Annotated in this window: 23 protein-coding genes; 11 read left to right on the plus strand and 12 right to left on the minus strand. The window is 73.0% G+C overall.

Translation table 11 applies throughout. The features are described 5' to 3' along the window. Positions 1-1399: glycoside hydrolase family 15 protein (locus tag ABWI04_RS25230; RefSeq protein ID WP_353833986.1), on the plus strand; the 1399-nt coding region annotated here is incomplete at its 5' end. 9 nt (positions 1400-1408) lie between these two features. On the opposite strand, the gene ABWI04_RS25235 is transcribed toward ABWI04_RS25230, so the two are convergent. Both ABWI04_RS25235 and ABWI04_RS25240 read right to left on the minus strand, forming a co-directional pair. Continuing rightward, positions 1409-2176 (minus strand): sulfite exporter TauE/SafE family protein, encoded by a 768-nt coding sequence (locus ABWI04_RS25235; RefSeq protein WP_353833987.1) that lies wholly within the window; start codon positions 2174-2176, stop codon positions 1409-1411. A 105-nt stretch (positions 2177-2281) separates the two neighbouring features. Then, a complete protein-coding gene (locus ABWI04_RS25240; protein WP_353833988.1) occupies positions 2282-2827 on the minus strand; it encodes a GNAT family N-acetyltransferase in 546 nt (181 codons plus the stop codon). 52 nt (positions 2828-2879) lie between these two features. On the opposite strand from ABWI04_RS25240, the gene ABWI04_RS25245 reads away from it, so the two are divergent. The 3 genes from ABWI04_RS25245 to ABWI04_RS25255 are packed head-to-tail and all read left to right on the plus strand — an operon-like array spanning position 2880 to position 4525. Next, the gene (locus tag ABWI04_RS25245; protein WP_353833989.1) at positions 2880-3500 is read left to right on the plus strand and encodes a TetR/AcrR family transcriptional regulator; all 621 of its coding nucleotides are present in this window, start codon (positions 2880-2882) and stop codon (positions 3498-3500) included. 7 nt (positions 3501-3507) lie between these two features. Then, on the plus strand, positions 3508-4059 hold the full coding sequence (locus ABWI04_RS25250; protein WP_353833990.1) for a hypothetical protein: 552 nt from the start codon (positions 3508-3510) through the stop codon (positions 4057-4059). Continuing rightward, entirely contained in the window at positions 4031-4525 is a 495-nt protein-coding gene (locus ABWI04_RS25255) for a MaoC family dehydratase (RefSeq protein ID WP_353833991.1), read from the plus strand. The genes ABWI04_RS25250 and ABWI04_RS25255 overlap by 29 nt, the downstream gene beginning before the upstream one ends. On the opposite strand, the gene ABWI04_RS25260 is transcribed toward ABWI04_RS25255, so the two are convergent. Beyond that, on the minus strand, positions 4526-5734 hold the full coding sequence (locus tag ABWI04_RS25260; RefSeq protein WP_353833992.1) for an MFS transporter: 1209 nt from the start codon (positions 5732-5734) through the stop codon (positions 4526-4528). Between the two features lie 55 nt (positions 5735-5789). Here ABWI04_RS25260 and ABWI04_RS25265 point away from each other — a divergent pair, with 55 nt between their 5' ends. Next, positions 5790-6533, plus strand: a complete 744-nt coding sequence (locus tag ABWI04_RS25265; RefSeq protein ID WP_353833993.1) for an AraC family transcriptional regulator — start codon at positions 5790-5792, stop codon at positions 6531-6533. 17 nt (positions 6534-6550) lie between these two features. Here the strand turns inward: ABWI04_RS25265 and ABWI04_RS25270 are convergent, their stop codons facing one another. After that, positions 6551-7378 carry an alpha/beta fold hydrolase gene (locus tag ABWI04_RS25270; RefSeq protein WP_353833994.1) on the minus strand — a complete coding sequence of 276 codons (828 nt, stop codon included), beginning with the start codon at positions 7376-7378 and terminating at the stop codon, positions 6551-6553. A 242-nt stretch (positions 7379-7620) separates the two neighbouring features. Here ABWI04_RS25270 and ABWI04_RS25275 point away from each other — a divergent pair, with 242 nt between their 5' ends. Next, positions 7621-8196 carry a DUF6817 domain-containing protein gene (locus ABWI04_RS25275; protein WP_353833995.1) on the plus strand — a complete coding sequence of 192 codons (576 nt, stop codon included), beginning with the start codon at positions 7621-7623 and terminating at the stop codon, positions 8194-8196. A gap of 36 nt (positions 8197-8232) precedes the next feature. On the opposite strand, the gene ABWI04_RS25280 is transcribed toward ABWI04_RS25275, so the two are convergent. After that, a complete protein-coding gene (locus tag ABWI04_RS25280; protein ID WP_345176633.1) occupies positions 8233-8862 on the minus strand; it encodes a TetR/AcrR family transcriptional regulator in 630 nt (209 codons plus the stop codon). A gap of 75 nt (positions 8863-8937) precedes the next feature. On the opposite strand from ABWI04_RS25280, the gene ABWI04_RS25285 reads away from it, so the two are divergent. Further along, positions 8938-9774 carry a class I SAM-dependent methyltransferase gene (locus ABWI04_RS25285; protein WP_353833996.1) on the plus strand — a complete coding sequence of 279 codons (837 nt, stop codon included), beginning with the start codon at positions 8938-8940 and terminating at the stop codon, positions 9772-9774. A 17-nt stretch (positions 9775-9791) separates the two neighbouring features. Here the strand turns inward: ABWI04_RS25285 and ABWI04_RS25290 are convergent, their stop codons facing one another. Next, complete coding sequence (locus ABWI04_RS25290) at positions 9792-10124, minus strand: cupin domain-containing protein (RefSeq protein WP_345176628.1); 333 nt, start codon at positions 10122-10124, stop codon at positions 9792-9794. Between the two features lie 71 nt (positions 10125-10195). Here ABWI04_RS25290 and ABWI04_RS25295 point away from each other — a divergent pair, with 71 nt between their 5' ends. Beyond that, positions 10196-11191, plus strand: a complete 996-nt coding sequence (locus tag ABWI04_RS25295; RefSeq protein WP_353833997.1) for a GlxA family transcriptional regulator — start codon at positions 10196-10198, stop codon at positions 11189-11191. Here the strand turns inward: ABWI04_RS25295 and ABWI04_RS25300 are convergent. Both ABWI04_RS25300 and ABWI04_RS25305 read right to left on the minus strand, forming a co-directional pair. Next, complete coding sequence (locus ABWI04_RS25300) at positions 11188-11808, minus strand: dihydrofolate reductase family protein (protein ID WP_345176623.1); 621 nt, start codon at positions 11806-11808, stop codon at positions 11188-11190. The genes ABWI04_RS25295 and ABWI04_RS25300 overlap by 4 nt on opposite strands. A gap of 122 nt (positions 11809-11930) precedes the next feature. Then, positions 11931-13100: an epoxide hydrolase family protein gene (locus ABWI04_RS25305; protein ID WP_345176621.1), complete on the minus strand. Its 1170-nt coding sequence runs from the start codon at positions 13098-13100 to the stop codon at positions 11931-11933. Positions 13101-13162: 62 nt separating this feature from the next. Between ABWI04_RS25305 and ABWI04_RS25310 the strand changes: the two genes are divergently transcribed. Beyond that, positions 13163-14158, plus strand: a complete 996-nt coding sequence (locus ABWI04_RS25310) for a helix-turn-helix transcriptional regulator (protein ID WP_353833998.1) — start codon at positions 13163-13165, stop codon at positions 14156-14158. A 31-nt stretch (positions 14159-14189) separates the two neighbouring features. On the opposite strand, the gene pcrA is transcribed toward ABWI04_RS25310, so the two are convergent. Next, on the minus strand, positions 14190-16445 hold the full coding sequence (gene pcrA, locus ABWI04_RS25315; RefSeq protein ID WP_345176617.1) for a DNA helicase PcrA: 2256 nt from the start codon (positions 16443-16445) through the stop codon (positions 14190-14192). A gap of 320 nt (positions 16446-16765) precedes the next feature. Here pcrA and ABWI04_RS25320 point away from each other — a divergent pair, with 320 nt between their 5' ends. Then, entirely contained in the window at positions 16766-18208 is a 1443-nt protein-coding gene (locus ABWI04_RS25320) for a gluzincin family metallopeptidase (protein WP_345176614.1), read from the plus strand. 105 nt (positions 18209-18313) lie between these two features. Next, positions 18314-18634, plus strand: a complete 321-nt coding sequence (locus ABWI04_RS25325) for a protealysin inhibitor emfourin (RefSeq protein ID WP_345176611.1) — start codon at positions 18314-18316, stop codon at positions 18632-18634. Between the two features lie 75 nt (positions 18635-18709). Here ABWI04_RS25325 and dhaM read toward each other — a convergent pair whose 3' ends face one another. From dhaM to dhaK, 3 genes are read right to left on the minus strand one after another with little or no spacing between them, the layout of a single operon-like run. Beyond that, a complete protein-coding gene (gene dhaM, locus ABWI04_RS25330; protein ID WP_353834000.1) occupies positions 18710-19096 on the minus strand; it encodes a dihydroxyacetone kinase phosphoryl donor subunit DhaM in 387 nt (128 codons plus the stop codon). 1 nt (position 19097) lies between these two features. Beyond that, positions 19098-19745, minus strand: a complete 648-nt coding sequence (dhaL, locus tag ABWI04_RS25335) for a dihydroxyacetone kinase subunit DhaL (protein WP_353834001.1) — start codon at positions 19743-19745, stop codon at positions 19098-19100. Further along, a complete protein-coding gene (gene dhaK, locus ABWI04_RS25340; protein ID WP_353834002.1) occupies positions 19742-20737 on the minus strand; it encodes a dihydroxyacetone kinase subunit DhaK in 996 nt (331 codons plus the stop codon). The genes dhaL and dhaK overlap by 4 nt, the downstream gene beginning before the upstream one ends. Positions 20738-20773 lie beyond the last annotated feature (36 nt).

The raw sequence follows: 20773 nt of genomic DNA on the forward strand, positions 1-20773 counted from the left end.
GCGCGGCCGCTCGGGCGCCCGCAAGGTGCGGCGCACCGCGGGCCTGCTCATCGTGGCGGCGCTCGTCGCGACCGGCGGCGCCACCGTCCCCGAGCCGCCCGAGGCCGGCTGGGCGAGCCCCGGGCTCGTCGGCGGCGGCGGGTGGCCGTTCGCGGGCGTCCCGCTCTCCCCCGACCAGGCCGAGGGGGCCTCCTACCTGCCGGGAAGCTCGGTCGTCAGGCTCGCGGACGGGCGGGTCCGGCTCGTCCCGTCGGGCGGCGAGGCGCCGATCACCGTGGACGCCTCCGACCCGCGGGTGGACCGGGCGGTCCGGTCCGACGGCGCGTGGCTGGCGCAGGGGACCGTCCCGGGCGGCGCGACGAACGACGCCTACCGCGACATGGCGACGCGCGCCCTGCTCGACCTCCGGCTCCTCACCCGCCCGAACGGCGCGTCCCTCGCGTCCTGGTACTCGAAGTGGCGGTACTGCTGGCCCCGCGACTCGGCGTTCACCGTGGCAGCGTTCACCGCCACCGGGCATCCGGCCGAGGCGCGCCGCGTCCTGTACTTCCTCGCCCGGGCGCAGCACGACAACGGCATGTGGGCCGCGCGGTACAACGCCGACGGGACGGCCGTCGCCGATGGCCGCGCCCCGCAACTCGACTCGCTCGGCTGGGTGTTGTGGGCGACGTGGTTCTACGGCGTCCGGACCGCGGACCAGGACGACCTGCCCACGCTGTGGCCGATGGTGCGGCGCGCCGCCGACCACCTGGCGCGCTCCCTCGACGCCGAGGGGCTCCCGCCCGCCTCGTCCGACTACTGGGAACGCGACCACCGGCGCGAGCAGGACCCGCGCCGCCCGACGCTCGGCGTGGTCGGCCCCGCGCTGGCGGGGCTGCGCGCGGCGGCCGACCTCGCGCGGATGCGCGGCGAGGGCGCCAAGGCGACGCAGTGGCGGCACGCCGCGCGGCGGCTCTCGGACGCGGTGGCCAGGCAGTTCGCCCCCTACGGCTACCCGCGCTCCCCCGTCCCCGGCGGGCTGATGGACACCTCGGTGACATTTCTCGCACCGCCGTTCGCGCCGGCCGATCAGGGCGTGACCACCGCGATCGCGGACGCCGCGCGCAAGCAGGCGCTGCCGAACGGGGGCGTCCTGCCGGGCGAGCGCTGGTCGGGCGACCCCGACGTCGCCTGGACGCCGGAGACCGCGCTGTTCGGGCTGAACGCGGCCGCGTCGGGCCGGAGGGACGAGGCGCTGCGGCGGCTCGACTGGCTCTCGGCGCACCGCACGTCCCTGGGCGTCCTGCCGGAGAAGGTCGGCGTGACGGGCAGGCCCGCGGGCCCGGCTCCCCTGGGCTGGACGGCGTCGCTGGTCCTGCTGAGCCTTTCCGCGCTGGACCGGCCGCTCCCCGTCCCGTGAGGTGAGGCCCTAGCCGAACTGCTCGTACCCGAGCTTCAGCACGAGGGCTGAGACGACGCAGAGCAGGACGGCCCGAACGAATCCGGCACCCCGGTTGATCGCCATGTGGGCGCCGAGCTGCGCGCCGACGATGTTGCAGACCCCCATGGCCAGCCCGATGGCCCACAGCACGTGGCCCTGCGCCGCGAACACCGCGAGGGCGCCCAGGTTCGTGCCGGTGTTGATGATCTTCGAGGTGGCGGAGGCGTCGACGAAGTCCATGCCGAGCAGCACGGTGAAGGCGATCACCAGGAACGTCCCGGTGCCCGGCCCGAGGAGCCCGTCGTAGAAGGCGATCGCGACGCCCGGGACGAGGACGGCGGCGGCGACCCGGCGGCGCGTCCGCAGCACCGGCCGCGGGAGCCGGCCGAGGTTCGGCCTGAGCACCACGATCGCGGCCACCGCCAGCAGGACGACCATGATGACGGGTTTCAGCACGTCCGAGGAGATCGCCGCCGCGCAGAGGGCGCCGCCGGCGGCGCAGCAGACCGCGAGCAGGCCCGCCGGGAGGGCCACCCTGACGTCCGGCTTGGCCTTGCGCGCGTAGGCGACGGCGGCGGACGCGGTGCCCGCGATCGAGCCCAGCTTGTTGGTGGCGAGCGCGGCCGCGACCGGCTGCCCGGGGTTGAGCAGCAGCAGCGCGGGCAACTGGATCAGCCCGCCGCCTCCCACCACGGCGTCGACCCAGCCCGCCGCGACGGCGGCGGCCAGCAGCAAGACGACCTGCTCGGCGTGCACGGGGGCTCCCGGGGGTAAGGAGTGAAACTCAGATCACCGATTACCCTAGCGGTCCGCCTCCTCCGGCCGGCGGCCGCCTCCCCCGCCCCCGGCACGCCGCTCCCTTCAGGAGGTCGGCCACTCGCTGGCGAGCACCGCCCAGACCTGGACGTCGCGACGGTCGCCGTCGAGGACGAACGCCTGCCGCAGGACGCCCTCGCACGTCATCCCGAGGCGCTCCGCCACGGCCGCGCTCGCGGTGTTGCGCGGGTCGCACAGCCACTCCACCCGGTGCACCCCCCGCACGCCGAACGCCCAGTCGATCATGATGCGGACGGCCTTGGTGATCAGCCCGCGCCCCCGGACCTCGGCCGCGAGCCAGACGCCCGCCTCGCAGACGCCCTGCGCGGCGTCGAACGTCCGGAAGACCGTGCCGCCCTGGAGGACCCCGTCCACCCAGATGCCGTAGAGGCGGCCCTCGTCCCTGGCCTGCCTGTGGGCGTAGGCCTGGAGGAGCTCGCGGGCGCTCGCCTCGTCCACCACGGTCCGGGCCCAGGGGATGTACTGGTCGATCTCTCCGCGGACCCGGTCGGCGTGCTCGGCGAACTCGGCCGCCTGCCAGGGCTCGAACGGGCGCAGCTCGGCGCCCTCGGCGAGCGTGCGAGCGAACATGGGGGACCTCCCGGGGAGTACGTACCGAACGTTTGTTATGTATTCTACGGGCATGCCCGCCCGAGGTGATCACGACGCCCGCCGCCAGGACGTGTCCGAGGCCGTCTGGCGCGTCCTGGCCGGTCGCGGCTTCGGCGGCCTGACCCTGCGCGCGGTCGCGGCGGAGATGGGCGCCTCCACCGGACTGCTCACGCACTACTTCCCGAACAAGAGGGCCCTCGTCGCCTACGCCCTCGACCTCGCCGAGGAGCGCACCGCGAACCGCCCCCTCCGCGAGGCCCCGCCCGGCCTGGCGTCCCTGCGCGCCGCGCTCCTGGACGTCCTGCCGCTGACCCCCGCCGCCTCGGCCATGAACCGGATCTGGGTGAGCTCCTGGGACGTCGCGCTGGCCGACCCCGAACTCGGCGAGCGCCAGCGGCTCCGCTACGAGAACTGGCGCGCGCGGCTCCGCCCCCACGTCGCCGCCGCCGTCGAGCGCGGCGAACTGCCCGCGGGGCCCGGCCCGGACGACACCGTCGCGGCCGCCGCCGCGTTCACGCACGGCCTGGTCGTCCATGCCCTGTTCGCCCCGGACGCCTACCCGCCCGCCCGCCAGGCCGCGATGCTGGACGCCTTCCTGGCCGCACTGGCCGCGCCGGCCGGCCTCCCCGCGACTCCCGGCGGGGAGGGATGATGTCCCGATGACCGAGCCGCGCACGCTGCGCTGCCCCCGCCACCTCGGCATGATCCTCGCCGGGGTCGCCATCGCCGCCCTCTTCGGCGTCGTGGCGGTCCAGAAGGCCCTCGACGGCGCCGGCGCCCCGGCATGGGCCGCCGCAACCGCCTGCTTCGCCCTCGCGGCCGGAGCCGTCCCCCTGCTGCGGACGCGCATGATCCTGGACGCGGAGGCCCTCACCCTCGTCACGGGGTACGGCCGCCGCCGGTTCGCGTGGACGGAGATCACCGAGATCAGCGCGGACGCCTACCAGGGCTTCTGGCTGCTCCAGGTCCGGTCCGAGGAACGCGAGCGCCAGGCCGCCTTCTTCCCCGTCCGGCCGGCGTCGATGCCCGTGGACCAGGGCACCCGCTTCCGTGAGCCGTCCGGCGACACCCCCTACGGCCTCTACCGGCTGCACGCCGAGCTCAGCGAGGAATGGCGGCGCCTCGCCCCGCCCCGCGCGCGGAGCCGCGGCGGCCCGGGCTCCGCTGGGCCATCCTGGTCCCATGAAGATCAGGACCCGCGCCCTCGGTGACGACTTCGCCGCCCCCATCGACGACCGCTATCTCGAGGACTACACCGCCGGCACGACCTACGAGTACGGCCACGTCACCGTGGACGAGGCGGAGATCGTCGAGTTCGCCCGCCGCTTCGACCCGCAGCCCATCCACGTGGACCCGCAGTTCGCCGCCTCCGGCCCGTTCGGGGGCATCATCGCCAGCGGCTGGCACACCGGCTCGATCATGATGCGGCTGTTCGCCGACCACTTCCTGTCCCGGGTCGCCAGCCTCGCCTCCCCCGGCGTGGACGAGCTGCGCTGGCCCGCTCCCGTCCGTCCTGGCGACACCCTGCGCCTGCGCGTCGCCGTCCTGGAGGTCCGCCCGTCCCGTTCCAAGCCGGACCGGGGCGTCGTCAGCACCCGCGCCGAACTTCTCAACCAGGACGACCAGGTCGTCCTGCACACCCTGCCGGCGAACCTCCTGGGCCGCCGCACGGCCTGATCACCGCGCGCCCTCCCGCACCGGCGGCGGCGCGGCGGCGGGCGCCGGGACCGCGGGCTCGGGCAGCGTCCGGAACAGCAGCCAGGCCAGCGCGGGCAGCGCGATGAGCGGCGCGAGGGCGACGCGCAGCGACGCGGCGTCGGCGACGGCTCCGAGGACGGGGCTCGCGAGTCCGCCGACGCTGACGGTCAGGCCGAGGGTGACGCCGCCGGCGGTGCCGACGCGCGTGGGCAGGTAGTCCTGCCCGAGGGTGACCTGCAGCGAGAACGGGACGTAGAGGCCGGCGGAGGTCAGCGCGACGAACAGGTAGAGCGCCGGGCCGGGCACGAGCACGATGCCCGCCACGGCGACCACGGTCAGCAGGTACGACCAGCGCACGACGGTGACCCGGTCCCAGCGGGCGGCCAGGGAACCGCCCGCCACGGTGCCCACTGCGCCCCCGGCGTACAGGACGAACAGCGCCGCCGTGCCCGCCGCCACTCCCCCTCCAGTGCGCTGCCGCGCGTAGAACGAGATGAACGTGCTCAGCCCCACGAACACGATCGACCGGCAGACCACGGCGAGCGACAACTTGAGGAAAGAGCGTGCATCGTCCACACCGGCCGTCGTGGTCGTGCGCGCGCCGGAGGCCGTCCCCTCAAGGGCGCGCAGGACGGGCAGGCACACGACGCTGCCCACGAGTGCCGGCACCACGAGGAACGGCGTGCAGCGCAGGCCGCCGGTCGCGACGACCGCCGCGACCAGAAGCGGCGCGAGCGCGAACCCGACGTTGCCGCCGACGGAGAACCAGCTCATCGCCGTGTGGCTCCCCCTGCTCGCCTTCCGCGCGACCCGGGCGGACTCGGGGTGGTACGCCGCGACCCCGATCCCGGAGATCGCCACGAAGGCCAGGGTGGGGGCGTAATCGCCGCTGAGGCCGCTCAGAGCGATCCCCGCTCCCCCCAGAAGCGTGCTCAGCGGAAGCAGCCAGGGCATCGCCCACCGGTCGGTGAGCGCCCCGAACAGCGGCTGCGCCACCGAGGACAGCAGCGACGCGGCGAGCACGATGCCCGAGGCGGCCGCGTAGGTGTAGGCGCGCTCGGCCACGAAGAACGGGACGAGCGCCGTCACGGACCCCTGGTAGACGTCCACGCACGCATGTCCGGCGGACAGCAGGAAGACCGGCCGCCCGTCCCGCCGACGGGTCGCTTCTCTTGGATTCGATGACACGTCCCTCATGCTCGCGCCGGAGACCGGTGTCGGACTTCCGATAATCTGCCAACCAATGCAGGAAAGCCGCCATCAACCGATCGCGCCGACCCGAGCGCGTTCGCTGGCGCCGGGCGCCGCCATCGACGCCCACCGCCACGACGACCACCAGATCGCCTACGCCGGACGGGGCGTGGTCGCCGTCACCACCGGCGCGGGCTCCTGGGTGGCGCCCGCCGACCGCGCCATCTGGATCCCCGCCGGGGCCGTCCACGCCCACCAGGCCCACGGCGAGCTCGAACTCCACCTGGTCGGGCTGCCCGCGAGCCACAACCCGCTCGGGCTGGACGAGCCGGCGGTGCTCGGGGTCAGCCCCCTGCTGCGCGAACTGATCCTCGCCTACACCCGCGACCCGGACGGCGACACCCCCGCCCGGGTCCGGCTGCGCGCCGTCCTGCTGGACCAGCTGCGCGTCTCGTCCCAGCAGCCCCTGCACCTGCCCGCCCCGACCGTCCCGCAGCTCAGGGCGCTGTGCGGCATCCTGCACGCCGACCCCGCCGACAACCGCACGCTCGCCGAACTGGGCAGGGAGGTCGGCGCGAGCGACCGCACCCTCTCCCGGCTCTTCCGGAGCGACCTCGGGATGACGTTCCCGCAGTGGCGCACCCAGCTGCGCCTCTACCACGCCCTGATACTCCTGGCCGAGAACACCCCGGTGACCACCGTGGCCCACCAGTGCGGCTGGTCGTCCGCCAGCAGCTTCATCGACGTCTTCCGCCGTGCCTTCGGCCACACCCCGGGCGCCCACCACCCCGCGTGAGCGGCTCCGGGGACGGGTCAGCCCTTCAGGAAGTCCAGGAGGTCGGCGTTGAACCTCTCCTTGTCGCCGGGCACGAGCGCGATCCCGTGCGAGGCCCCCTCGTACACCTTCAGGTCGGCGTTCGGAATGATCTCGACGGCCTTGCGGGCGGTCGCGTCGATCGGGACGATCTGGTCGTCGTCGCCGTGCACGATCAGCGTCGGGACGTCGAACTTGCGCAGATCCTCGTGGAAGTCGGTGAAGCCGAAGGCGTCGACGCACTTCACGCCGGCCTGGAGGCTCTCCTGCATGCCCATGAACCAGAACGCGTCCCGGTTGCCCTGGGTGACCTTGTTGCCCGGCCGGTTCGCGGAGAAGAACGCCTCCGAGGCGTCCTTCCAGTACTGCGAGCGCTCGCGCAGGATGCCGTTCTTGATGTCTTCGAACGCCTGCTCGGGCACGCCCTCGGGGTTGTCGCCGGTCTTGAGCATGGACGGCGTGATCGCCGACAGCAGGACGGCCTTGCGGACCCGCCCGGTGCCGTGCCGCCCGATGTAGCGGGCCAGCTCGCCGCCGCCCATCGAGTGCGCGACCAGCGTGACGTCCCGCAGGTCGAGCCGGTTGATCAGGTCGTTGAGGTCGTCGGCGAAGGTGTCGAAGTCGTAGCCGTCGAACGGCTGGCTGGAGCGCCCGTGCCCCCGGCGGTCGTGGGCGATGCCGCGGTAGCCGGCGTCGGCCACCGCCTTCATCTGGTCCTCCCACGCGTCGGCGTTCAGCGGCCAGCCGTGGATGAAGAGCACGGGCTGCCCGCTGCCCCAGTCCTTGTAGAAGATCTCGTTGCCGTCGCGCGTGGTGACGAATGCCATGCTCGAACCCCCGTAGCGTCTCGTGGACACGTCGGCCGGACCGACCGCGCCCCCAGCGACGAAACGGCCGTCCAGCAACCAGCCGCACCGATACCCTCACGACCGCCCAGAACGCCCAATGAGCAGTCGAAGTGTCTTTACCTCCAAGCCCAGCCTTGGGGAGATCGAACGGAATCCATGGATTGACGAGGGTCGTCCTCGGCGCGCAGCCTGTCGAGGGGGCCTTCGACCAGGGAGCGGCCGTGACGGCAGAACAGGACGCCGGCCTGAACCGCGAGGCCGATGCCGCCGACCTCCTGCGCGCCGAACGCGCCGACCTGATCCAGCACCCCGGCGGCACCCTGCTTGAGCATCTCCAACGGGTGCACGCTCTGCTGGAAGCCTGGGGTGCGCGGCCCGCCCTTCGTCTTGCTGGGCTGTGCCACGCCTTCTACGGAACCGACGGTTTCCCCGTCGCGCTCGGCTCCGTTCACCGGCGCCAGGAACTGAGCGAGGTCATCGGCACCGAAGCCGAGGACCTCGTCCACCTCTACGCCGGCTGCGACCGTGCCCGCACGTACCCGTCCCTGCACCAGCCCGACGGCGCCTTCACCGACCGCTTCACCGGGTCGGTGTCTCGTCCCTCACCACGGCAGCGCCGGGACTTCGCCGAACTCACCGTCGCCAACGAACTGGACGTCATCCGCACGGCCGCCCTGGACGGATCCCAGATCACGGAGCTTCTCGACCTGTTCGCCGCCTGGCGGCCCCTGCTGAGCGCCGCGGCTTCCCTGGCAGTCGAGGAGACCGCGCGGCGCCGGGTACCCCCGCCGGCATGATCGCTCGCGGCACCGCGAGCGGCCGGCGGCTCTCGTTCAGGCGCACAGCTGGGCGGCCAGGGTGGCGTGGACCCATTCCTCCCAGGCGTCCGGCGCCCAGCCGCGGTCCTGGACGAAGAGCAGGTACAGCTGCGGGCTGAGCAGGCCGAACAGCAGGTCGGCGGCCAGCTCGGCGGACACGCCGGGGCGCGCGTCGGGCTTGCCGACCAGCGCCTCGGCCGCGGCGCGCTGAACGGTGTAGCGGGGGTCCGGCCCGTCGGGCCACTGCGCGGCGATCTGCGGGTCGGCGGCGCCGGCGGCCGCGATCATCGACATGATCGGGGCGACCCGGCCGAGGATCTCGACGGTGCCGCGCACGTGCTCGCGCAGCTGGACGGCCGCGGTGGGCGCGGCGCACGCGGCGCGGAACCACTCCCGCTCCAGGGTGGCGACCGGCTCGGCGTCCCCCGCGATGGACACGTCCACGACGTCCTTGAACAGCGCGCGCTTGGTGCCGAAGACGAAGTACACCGTCTGGACGGCCACCCCCGCGCGGTCGGCGACCTCCTGAAGGCTCGTCGCCCCGTAGCCCTGCGCGACGAAGAGCTCCCGCGCCGCCTCGATGACCTTCGCCCGGGTGCGGCGGGAGCGCTCGGCCCGCTTGTCCGGCCGCTTGACGGTGTCCATGGCGGGAGTATATCTCTAGAGTCCATCACTAGAGTTAACCTCTAAAAAGTTCGGACCCGCAGCGAAGGAGACAGGATGCACACCGTCGTCAACGTCCAGCAGGCCGAGGCGTGGAACGGGTGGGAGGGGGCGGCCTGGGCCGACGACGCCCCGCGGTACGACGCGATGATGGGCGGCTTCAACCGGCCCCTTCTGGACCGGGCCGCGATCGCCGAGGACGAGACCGTCCTGGACATCGGGTGCGGCACCGGGCAGCTCACCCTGCTCGCCGCGCGACGGGCGGCGCGGGCGCGGGCGGTCGGCGTCGACATCTCCGGCCCCATGCTGGCCCGCGCCCGCGCCGACGCGGCGGAGCAGGGCATCGCCAACGTGCGGTTCGACCAGGCCGACGCGCAGGCCCACCCCTTCGACGAGGAGGGCTTCGACGTCGTCGTCAGCCGCGGCGGCGTCATGTTCTTCGCCGATCCCGCCGCCGCGTTCGCCAACATCGCCCGCGCGCTGCGGCCCGGCGGCCGGATGGCGTTCATCGTGCCGCAGGCCGGCGGCCCCGACAGCGAGTACGCCAGGGCCACCGCCGCTCTCGCGCCGCTGATGCGCCGCCCCTCGCCCGCGGCCCGCGGCATGGGCTCCCTGTCCGACCCCGACCGCATCCGCCGGGTACTGCACCAGGCGGGGCTGACGGACGTGGACACGAGCCCCGTCCAGGCGCCGATGGACTACGGCCGCGACCCCGGCGACGCCGCGGACTTCATCCTCGGCCAGGGCCCGGTCCGCTACAACCTCCAGGACGCGGACCAGACCGCTGTCGCGCACGTCCGCCAGGAGCTCCAGGAAGCACTCGCGGCCTACGAGACTCCGGGCGGCATCCGCATCCGCGGCTCCGTATGGCTGGTGAGCGCCACCCGCCCCTGACGTCGATCGCGGCCTGGTCAGCCTTCCGGATAGAAAAGGAAAAGGGTGCAGCCGGTCGACGTCTGCGGGACGTGGGAAGAACCCGCGGGGGCATGGATGAACGAGCCGGCCGGGTAGTCCCGGTCGCCGTCGTTGAAGGTGCCGGAGACCACGAAGACCTCCTCAGGACCCGGTTCGTGGACGTCGACCCCCTCCCAGCACGTGTTCGGATCCATCTGCAGGACGAAGGCCTTCGCGCCGTCGTCGCCCTGCCACAGCGGCCGCAGCCGGATGCCCGGGAAGAGTTCGCGGACCGGGGCGTCCTGAACGCTCGCCCACACATAGCCGGGCATGCTCTGTTCCGTCGTCATGGGGCCAGCATGGCGACCGGCGCCGCGTCCGGCCGAGTGTCAGGAAAGACATCTTGCGGTACTTTCATGCCATGCATCGCGTGGCGGCGCTCGTCCACCCACCCCAGTCGACCTTCGAGCTCGGCTGCGCGGCCCAGATGTTCGGCGTCGAGCGCGCCGGGCTTCCGGTCCGGTACACCTTCGGCGTGTGCACGGAGCACCCCGGCCCCGTCGCGACACTGGCCGGGTTCGACATGCTCGTGACCGACGGGCTGGACGCGCTCGACGCGGCCGACACCGTGGTCGTCCCGGGCTGGCTGCCCGCCGGCAGACCCCCGTCCCCCGCGGTCGTGCACGCCCTGCGCCGCGCGCACTCCCGCGGCGCGCGAGTGGTCAGCATCTGCTCCGGCGCCTTCGCCCTGGCGCACGCGGGCCTCCTGGACGGGCGGAAGGCGACCACCCACTGGGCCCTGGCCGGCGAGTTCGCCGCCCGCTTCCCGCACGTCCAGGTCGACCCGGACGTTCTCTACGTCGACCACGGCGACGTCGCCACCAGCGCCGGAGCCGGAGCCGGCATCGACCTGTGCATGCATCTGATCCGCTCCGACCAGGGCGCCCGGTACGCCGCCCACGTCGCGAGGACCATGGTGATGCCGCCCCACCGCGAGGGCGGCCAGCTCCAGTACTCGGCGCCGCCGCGCCCCGCGCAGATCGACGGCACGCTGGCGCCGCTCCTGGACTGGATCGCCGAGCGGCTCGGCGAACCCGTGACCATCGAGACCATGGCCGCGCACGCGGGCGTCTCCACCCGCACCCTCGCCCGCCGGTTCGCCGAGCAGCTCGGCACCAGCCCCGGGCACTGGCTGCTCACCCGGCGCATCGCCGCGGCCCAGGACCTGCTGGAGTCCTCCGACCTTCCCCTGGACGCCATCGCCCGCCGCTCCGGCCTCTCCTCGGCCACCAACCTGCGCAGGCGCTTCCTCACCGCCCTGGGCACGACACCGGGCGCCTACCGCCGCACCTTCCGCACTCAAGCGGATTCCGCAGGCGCCCCGGCGTCGTCCAGCACGCAGCCGCCGGAGAGCTAGGCGTCGTCGGACTGGGGAAGGCTCGCCTTGGCCGTCTCGTAGTCGCCGCTCGGGGCCTCGTCGTCCAGGCGGTAGACGAGGTGGACCACGCCGGTGCCGAAGGTCTCGGAGGAGACGAGCTTCAGCGGCAGCGGCGCGTCGGCGTCCTCGAACAGCCGCATCCCCTTGCGCACGGCGATCGGGTGGACCAGCAGGTGCAGCTCGTCGAGCAGGCCCGCTTCCAGAAGCGCGCGGACGACCGAGACCGAACCGCTCATCGCGATGTCCGACGTGCCCGGTTCCTTCTTCAGCGCGGTCACGGCCTCGATGAGGTCGCCCCGGAGCAGCTCGGAGTTGCGCCAGGTGAAGTCGAGGTCCTGGCCGGACACCACGATCTTGCGGGCGTCTCCGAGCTTCCTGGCGAAGTCGGCGTCCTCACCTCCGGCCTTCTCCCGGTCCGGCCACGCGCCCGCGAAGCTGTCGTAGGTCCTGCGGCCGAGCAGGAGGGTGTCGGCCGACCCCAGCTGGGCGTCGACGGCCTGGCCCATCTCCTCGTTGAAGTACGGGAAATGCCAGTCCTGCGGGTCTTCGACGACTCCGTCGAGCGAGATGAACAACCCTGCGGTGATCTTCCGCATCCTGCGACTCCTTCGACAGCCCGGTGGAAAAGGTGCTCACAGGATCTGACCACCGCCGCCCCCGGAACTCATCGGTTCCGGCTGCATCCGGCCGTACGCACTGCCGCCCCGGCGCGGCGGCCTCACCTGAGCGAACGGCTGAAGAGCCGGACGTCCTCCACCAGCAGCTCCGGCACCTCCATGGCCGCGAAATGGCCGCCCCGGTCATACTCCGACCAGTGCCCGACAGAGCCGTCCGGGTCCATCAGGGAGCGGATGGTGGTGTCCGCGGCGAAGACCGCGACCCCCACCGGCACATCCGGCTTCGGGGCGGGCCCGCTCTGCTGCGCCGCGAAGGCCTTCCATGCCCGCATGCCGTCGTAGACGGCGTGCGCGGAGGACGCGCCGGAGCCCGTGAACCAGTAGAGGCTCACGTTGGCGAGAAGCTGGTCCCGGTCCACCGCCGCGTCGGGGAGGTCGATCGCCGGGTCCGTCCACTCGCGCACCTTCTCCACGATCCAGGCCAGCTGGCCGACCGGCGAATCGTTCAGGGAGTACGCCAGCGTCTGCGGTCGCGTCGACTGCAGGGCCAGGTAACCGGTCCCCTCCTCCCTGAACTCGTTGAACTTCCGCGCCCGGGCCCGGTCCGCTCCCGAGAACCGCTCCGGCTCAAGGGCGGGCCCGAACGGCGGGGCAGCGCCCGTCCCGGACAGGTGGACGCCGGCGACCTGCCCCGGAGCGACCAGGGGGAGCATCCCCGCCACCCCCGAGCCGACGTCCGTTCCCTGCGCGACGTACCGCTCGTATCCGAGGCGGCGCATCAGTTCCGCCCACATCCGCGCGACGCCGAAGAGGTTGAAGCCCGCCTCGCCGATCGGGTTGGAGTATCCGTAGCCCGGAAGCGAGGGCAGGACGACGTGGAAGGCGTCGCGGGGATCGCCGCCGTGGGATCGGGGATCGGTCAGCGGCCCGACGGCCTTCATGAACTCGACCGGCGAACTGGGCCAGCCGTGCGTGAGCACGATCGGGAGCGCGCCCGGCTCCGGCGACCGCGCGTGGAAGAAGTGGATCGTCTGGCCGTCGATCTCGGTCGTGAACTGCGGGATCTCGTTCAGCGCCGCCTCCTGCGCCCGCCAGTCGAACCCGGCGGCCCAGTACTCGGCGAGTTCCCGCAGGTATCCGGCCGGCACGCCGCGGCTCCAGTCGTCCACCCCCACGGCCGCCGGCCAGCGCGTCGCGGAGATCCGGGCTCGCAGGTCCTCGATCTCGGCGGCCGGGACGTCGATGCGGAAAGGACGGATGTCGTTCGTCATGGGAAACACGCTACGGGCCAATGCGGAACAGATCGTTCCGCGATTCGCGGCATCATGGAGCGATGATGCGAACCTCGGTCCGGCTGCTGCGGCTGCTGTCCCTCCTCCAGGCCCGGCGCGACTGGACCGGGCCCGAGCTGGCGGAACGCCTCGACGTCACCACCCGGACCGTCCGCAACGACATCGAGCGCCTGCGGGAGCTCGGGTATCCGGTGGACGCGGCCCCGGGGGTCGGAGGCGGCTACAGCCTCGGCACGGCCGCCGTGCTGCCGCCGCTGCTGTTCGACGACGACGAGGCGGTCGCGGTGGCGATCGGGCTCCGGACGGCGGCGACCGGCGCGGTCTCCGGCATCGAGGAGAGCTCGGTCCGCGCGCTCGCCAAGCTGGAGCGCCTCCTGCCGTCGCGGCTGCGCCGCCGCGTCGGCGCGCTCGCCTCGGCGACGGTCGCGCTGCCCGGCTCGCAGCCGCCGGTGGACGCGGCCGTCCTGACCGCGATCGCCGCCGCCTGCCGGGACCACGAGCGCCTGCGCTTCGACTACCGCACGCACGGCGGCGCGACCGGGCCCCGCGTGACCGAACCGCACCGCCTGGTCGCCTCCGGCCGCCGCTGGTACCTCCTCGCCTGGGACCTGGAGCGGGACGACTGGCGCACCTTCCGCGTCGACCGCGTCGTCCTGCGTCCGCCCGCCGGCCCCCGGTTCACGCCCCGGGACATGCCGGACGAGGACGTCACGACCCGCCTCGCCTCCGGCCTCGCGCAGGCCACGTGGGCCTACAGAGCGCGGGTCGTGGTCAACGCGCCGGCCACCGAGATCGCGGCTCGGCTGCCCGCCGGCATCACGGTCGAACCCGGCGAAGACGACACCTGCGTCGTGGAGGTCGGCTCCGACGACCCGTCCATGCTCACCGTCTACCTGGGCATGCTGGGCGCCGACTTCCGGATCGACGAGACCGCGAACCCCGAACTCGCCGACCATCTGCGCGCCCTCGCCGCCCGCTACACCCGCGCCACCGCCCCCGGCCCCAGCGCGGGCACACCGGGAACGTCACCGACGTAGGCGCCCTGCCTCGCGCCGCCGGAAGCTGGGGTCAGAGCTTCTCGATGGTGGCGAAGCGAAGGACCAGGGTGCGGACGCCGTAGTCGCCGCCGAAGTCAACGCTGGCCTTCTCGCCCTTGTCGTAGACGGAGACGACGGTGCCCAGCCCGAAAGCGTCGTGGGTGACCTTGTCGCCTGGCGACAGGGACGGGACCGGACGGTTTCCCGGTGAGCGGGTTCCCGGGCGTTCCGCCATCCGCGACATGGCGGAACCGGACGTGGAGGACGCCTCGCGTTCCCATTCGACGAGGGATTTCGGGACCTCGCCGAGGAAGCGGGACGGCGGGTTGACCTGAGGCGCTCCCCACGAACTGCGCATCGTGGCCCGGGAGACGTAGAGGCGCTGCCGGGCGCGGGTGATGCCGACGTAGGCGAGACGGCGTTCCTCTTCGAGCTCCTTGGGGTTGCTCATGGCGCGCAGGTGCGGGAAGACCCCGTCCTCCATGCCGGTGAGGAAGACGACCGGGAATTCGAGGCCCTTCGCGGTGTGCAGCGTCATCAGGGTGACGACGCCGTGCTCGCTTTCTTCGGGCTGCTCTCCCGGCGGCACGGGCCCGCCCTTCGCGCCCCCGGGAATGGAGTCGGCGTCGGCGACGAGGGCGACCTGCTCCAGGAACTCGGGAAGGCGGCCCTCGGCGGACTCCCCGTCGAGGCGCTCTTCGAACTCGCGGGCGACGGCTTCGAGCTCCTGGAGGTTCTCGATGCGGGTCTCGTCCTGCGGGTCCTTGGACGCCTGGAGCTCGGCCAGGTAGCCGCTGGCCTTCAGCACCTCGGCGATCAGGTCGGCGGGGGCGAGCGACTCGGCGGCGGCGCGCAGCTCGTCCAGCAGGGCGACGAAGTCGCGGACGGCGTTGAGCGAGCGGGTCGCCATGCCGGGGACGTCCTCGGGCGTCCGGAGGGCCTGCCAGAACGAGATGCGCTCGCGGGACGCGTACGCCTCGACGCAGGCCTCGGCGCGGTCGCCGATGCCCCGCTTGGGGACGTTCAGGATGCGGCGCAGGGAGACGGTGTCCTCGGGGTTGGCGAGGCAGCGCAGGTAGGCGAGCGCGTCGCGGATCTCCTTGCGCTCGTAGAACCGGACGCCGCCGACGACCTTGTACGGCAGCCCGACCCGGATGAAGACCTCTTCGAAGACACGGGACTGCGCGTTGGTGCGGTAGAAGATGGCGACGTCGCCGGGACGGGCCTCGCCGTCATCGGTGAGCCGGTCGACCTCGCGGGCGACGAACGCGGCCTCGTCGTGCTCGTTGTCGGCCACATAACCGGTGATCTTGTGGCCCTCGCCCTGGTCGGACCAGAGCTTCTTGGGCTTGCGGTCGGCGTTGCGCTCGATGACGGCGTTGGCGGCGGACAGGATCGTCTGCGTGGAGCGGTAGTTCTGCTCCAGCAGGATCGTGGTGGCGTCGGTGTAGTCGCGCTCGAACTCGAGGATGTTGCGGATGGTCGCGCCGCGGAAGGCGTAGATCGACTGGTCGGCGTCGCCGACGACGCACAGCTCGGCGGCCCCGACGCCCTCCACCGGCGCGGTCAGCTCGCGGACGAGCTCGTACTGCGCGTGGTTGGTGTCCTGGTACTCGTCCACCAGGACGTGCCGGAAGCGGCGCCGGTAGTGCTCGGCGGCCTCCGGGAACACCTGCAGCAGGTTGACCGTCATCATGATCAGGTCGTCGAAGTCCATGGCGCCGGCCTGCTGGAGCCGCGCCTGGTACATCTCGTAGGCCTCGGCGAGCGTCTGCTCCATGTGCGTGGACGCCCGCGCCTTGAACGTCTCGTAGTCGATCAGCTCGTTCTTCAGGTTGGAGACCTGGGCGCTGAACGACTTCGGCGGGTAGCGCTTGGGATCGAGGTCGAGCTCCCGGCAGACGAGCGCCATCAGCCGGTTCGCGTCGGCCTGGTCGTAGATCGAGAAGCTGGTGGGGAAGCCGAGGCGCTTGGCCTCGCGGCGCAGGATCCGGACGCACGCGGAGTGGAACGTCATCACCCACATGGCCCGCGAGCGCGGCCCGACGAGGGCGTCGACCCGCTCCTTCATCTCGGCGGCGGCCTTGTTGGTGAAGGTGATCGCCAGGATCTGGCCGGGGTGCACCTCCCGCTCGCCGAGCAGGTGGGCGATGCGGTGGGTGAGCACCCGGGTCTTGCCCGAGCCTGCGCCGGCGACGATCAGCAGGGGGCTGCCGGAGTGCACGACGGCGGCGCGCTGCTGCGGGTTGAGGCCGTCCAGCAAGGGGTGAGCTTCGGTCTTCGACATCACGTGCGAGTCTACGGCGCTGCGCGGACGTTTTCGGCGCGTCCGCCGAGCCGGGGTGTCCGGCCGGGCCGTACCACCTCCGCACCTCTTCCGAGCTCGCCCGGGGGCCCGGCGGCAGCATGTGGACAGATGGGATGCCTTTTGGACACGGTGGGTTGACTCGATCTCACGTTCCGGCGGACGTTGAAGATGAGGCGGACACCGATCGGGCTCCGGCCCGTACTCGGAGTGCAAGGCCCTTATTTGCATCCCCGCATGTCCGCGCACAGCGGCGCAGAGTCAGCAGGGACTCGCGCACTGTCACAGGGGAGGTGGCTTCGATGACCCACCAGCAGGAACTCCAGACGCAACTCGACGCCGAGATCGTCGTACCCGCGCAGTGGACGGGACGCGCGTCCCAGGCGGCGGCTCCGCCGGTTCCGCGTTCCGTCCCGCGCCCGGTGCCGGTTCCCGTGCCGGCGCAGCCCGGCCACAGGTTCCTGATCTACAAGCAGGACCCGTCGGTCACCGAGCTCGGCGCGCGGCTGACCTACATCCCGACCGTGGTGCTGAACGGCCCGATGGACGTGCGCGTCCAGACCGAGTTGCCGGGCGTCACCCCGGTCGCCCGCAACATCGACGGCGACTTCGTGTTCACTCCCGGGACCCCGCAGTTCGACTGCGCGCACACGTTCGCGGTGGTCCGGGAGACGATCGCCATGTACGAGCGCCACAACGGCGGGGTCCCGATCCCGTTCGCGTGGAACGTCGGGGGCAACACCGAGCGCATCACCGTCTTCCCGCACGCCGCCGAGGGCGCGAACGCGTTCTACACGCGGACGGCCAAGGCGTTGAAGTTCCTCTTCTTCACGCCGAAGGGACAGCCTCCGCAGAACGTGCTCTACACGTGCCAGTCCCTCGACATCGTCGCGCACGAGACGGGCCACGCGGTGCTGGACGGCCTCAAGCCCGGCTGGCTGTCGGCGGACGCGCCGCCGCAGACCGGCGGGCTGCACGAGTCGTTCGGCGACATCACGGCGATCTTCCTGGCCCTGGCGCAGCCGGACCAGGCGGACGCGCTCGTCGCGCTCACCAAGGCGAACCTGCACGACAGGTCGTTCCTGGCGGAGCTGGCCGAGCAGTTCGGCCAGGCGCTCGGCATGCCGTCCGGGCTCCGCAACGCCGACAACGACCTCAAGCTCAGCGAGGTCGGCAACGAAGTGCACGCGATCTCGCAGGTGTTCACCGGCGCGATCTACGACATCCTCGCCGACGTCTACACCTTCGAGATGAGCCGGCAGCAGCGCACGAAGGACGCGACGATCGTGCTGATCGAGACCGCGTCCGCGCTGTGCAAGCTCGTGTTCGACGCGATCGTCGCGTCCCCCGCGACCGGCGCCCGGTACGTGGACGTGGCGAACAGGATGCTCCAGGCCTCGGCGAGCCGCGGCGACCCGGCCGTCTACCGGACGTTCATCCGCAACCGGTTCGCCGTCCGGGAGATCACGACGGCGGCGACGCCGCTGCGCGACCTGATGAGCGGCCAGATGGCGATGACCGAGGCCGCGTACACCGGGGACGGCCAGGACGTCACCGAGGTCGAGCCGCACGACGAGAACTCGGCGAGCCTGCTGGCCGCCCAGGACCGGTCGCGCTGCTGCGGCACCATGCAGATGCCCGAGTACCGGCTCGTCCCTGAGGAGAAGCTGGCCCAGGGCGGTCCGCTGGACAACGACGACATCCTCCGGAGCCAGCTGGACGAGCTGCGCAGCACGTTCGGCTAGCGGCACCGGCCAGGCGGTCGCCGGGCGGCACCGTTCGGGAGGTAGCGACCCGCGGCGAGCGGGTAGCGAGCAAGGAGCAGGCCAGTCGACGGGGAGGTGCGCGGGATGCGCGTGACGATCGAGAGCACCGGCGGTTTCACCGGCCAGAGCGCCGTCGTCGCGCAGTACGACACCGCGACCCTCCCCGCCGGACAGGCCGGCCGCGTCCGCGACGCCGTGGACGCGCTGGCCGCCGCGCACGCCCGGGGCGAGTCCGGCGAGATCGGCGCCGACCTCCCCGCGTACCGGATCACGGTGTCCGGGGACGGAGCCGAGGAGTACGGGGCGGAGGGGGAGCCGCGCGTCTACGAGGTGCGGGGCGACCCGACCGCCGGGGTCGCCTCCGTCCTGGGCACCCTCCTCGAAGGCCCCGACGCCACCCCCTGACGAACCCGCTGCACGTCCCGGCCGCGCGGCGCCGCGGTGAGGCCGGGGCGCCGCCGGCCGGGCACGGACGCGGGGTCAGCTCGTCTTGCGGTGGTCGCGGGCGGATTCGGCCGCGGTGTGGACCGCGGCGAGGTCCGCGCCGGTCGCGGCCATGGACGCGGCGGCGACGGCGCCCTCGACCAGCGGGGCGTCCGCGAGCAGGACGTCGTCGCCCTCGGCGTCCTCGATGAGCATCTTGGCGGTCAGCACGGAACTGCCGAGGTCGGCGAGCAGCACGACGCCGTCGCCCCCGTTCGCGGCGGCGACCGCCTGCTCGACGAGGTCGATGCTCGTCCCGAGACGCCCTTCGGAATCTCCTCCGGCGGGTTCGACGACGGCCTTGCCGACGCCCATGGCGCGGGCGACCTCGGCGACGCCCTCGGCGAGCGTCCGGCTGTGGGAGATGATGACGATGCCGACCATGTCACGCCACCCCCGCGGATTCCGCGACGTCGGCGAGGGTTTCGAGCACCAGGGCGGTGGACGACGCGCCGGGGTCCATGTGCCCCTCGCTGCGCTCGCCCAGGTAGCTCGCCCGGCCCTTGCGCGCCCGCATCGGGACGGTGCCGTCCGCGCCCTTCGCGGCGGCCTCGGCGGCGGCCCGCGCGCATCCGGCGATGCCGGAGCCGTCCGCCAGGGCCGCCTCGTACGCGGCGACGGCCGGAGCCAGCGCGTCGACCATCGTCTTGTCGCCCTCGGCGGCCTTCCCGAGATCCTGGACGCCCTCCAGGGCGGCCCGGAGCGCGGCGCCGAGCGCGGCGGCGTCCACGTCGGCGGCGTCGCCGAACGCCTTGCCCGCGCGGCGCAGCGCCGTCCCGTAGAGGGGGCCGGACGCGCCGCCGGTCTTCGACACGATGGCCCGGCCGGCCGCGATCAGCACCTTCCCCGGCGGGGCGTCCCCGGGCAGCGCCTCCACGGCGGCGCGGAAGCCGCGGTCGAGGTTGAGGCCGTGGTCGCCGTCGCCGATCGCCGCGTCCAGCCGCGTCAGCCGCTCGGCGTCGGCGGACACCCGCTCGGCCGTCCGCCTGATCCAGGCCGCGAAGTCCCCCGCGTCCATCGAGTCCGCGCTCATCGGCCCCACCGCAGCCCCGGCGTCTCGACGGGCGCGTCCCACAGGCGGACCAGCTCGGGCGTCACCCGGCACACGCTGATCATGCAGCCCGCCATCTCCAGGCTGGTCACGTACGGCCCGACCAGGCGGCGGACGACGGTCGCGCCGTGCCCCTCCAGCCATTCGGCGGCCGCCGCGTAGGCGACGTACTGCTCGATCAGCGGGGTGCCGCCCATCCCGTTGACCAGCACGAGCACCTCGGAACCCGACAGCGGCATGTCCGCGTCGATCGCGCTGAGCGCGGCGTCCACGATCTGCGCGGCGGTGCCGATCCTGACGCGTTCGCGGCCGGGCTCGCCGTGGATGCCGATGCCGAGCTCCATCTCGTCCTCGCCCAGCTCGAACGTCGGCGTCCCGGCCGCCGGGACCGTGCAGGACGACAGCGCCACGCCGAAGGACCTGCTGCGCTCGTTCACCTCCCGGGCCGCGGCCGCCACGTCCGCGAGCGGGGCCCCCTCCTCGGCGAGCGCCCCGGCGATCTTCTCGGCGAACAGCGTGGCGCCGGTGCCGCGCCGCCCGGCGGTGAACGTGCTGTCCTCCACCGCGACGTCGTCGTCGACGATGACGGACACGACCTCGATGTCCTCGTCCTCGGCGAGTTCGGCGGCCATCTGGAAGTTCATGACGTCGCCGGTGTAGTTCTTCACCAGGTGCAGCACGCCGGCGCCGCCGTCCACCGCCATCGTCGCGGCGATGATCTGGTCGGGGACGGGAGAGGTGAAGACCTCCCCGCAGCAGGCCGCGTCCAGCATCCCGTGGCCGACGAATCCGGCGTGGAGCGGTTCGTGCCCGGATCCGCCGCCCGAGACCAGGGCGACCTTCCCGGTGCGCGGGGCGTCCCCCCGGATGACGGTCCCGGTCCCCGGGTCGACCTTCAGCGACGGGTGCGCGGCGGCCAGCCCGCGCAGGGCGTCGGACACCACGTCCGCCGGGGCGTTGATGAGTTTGCGCATGTCTCAGGCTTACCCCGGCGAAGCGCCCCCTCCCAG

This window comes from Actinomadura sp. NPDC000929 (assembly GCF_040492065.1).
Lineage (GTDB): Bacteria > Actinomycetota > Actinomycetes > Streptosporangiales > Streptosporangiaceae > Spirillospora > Spirillospora verrucosospora.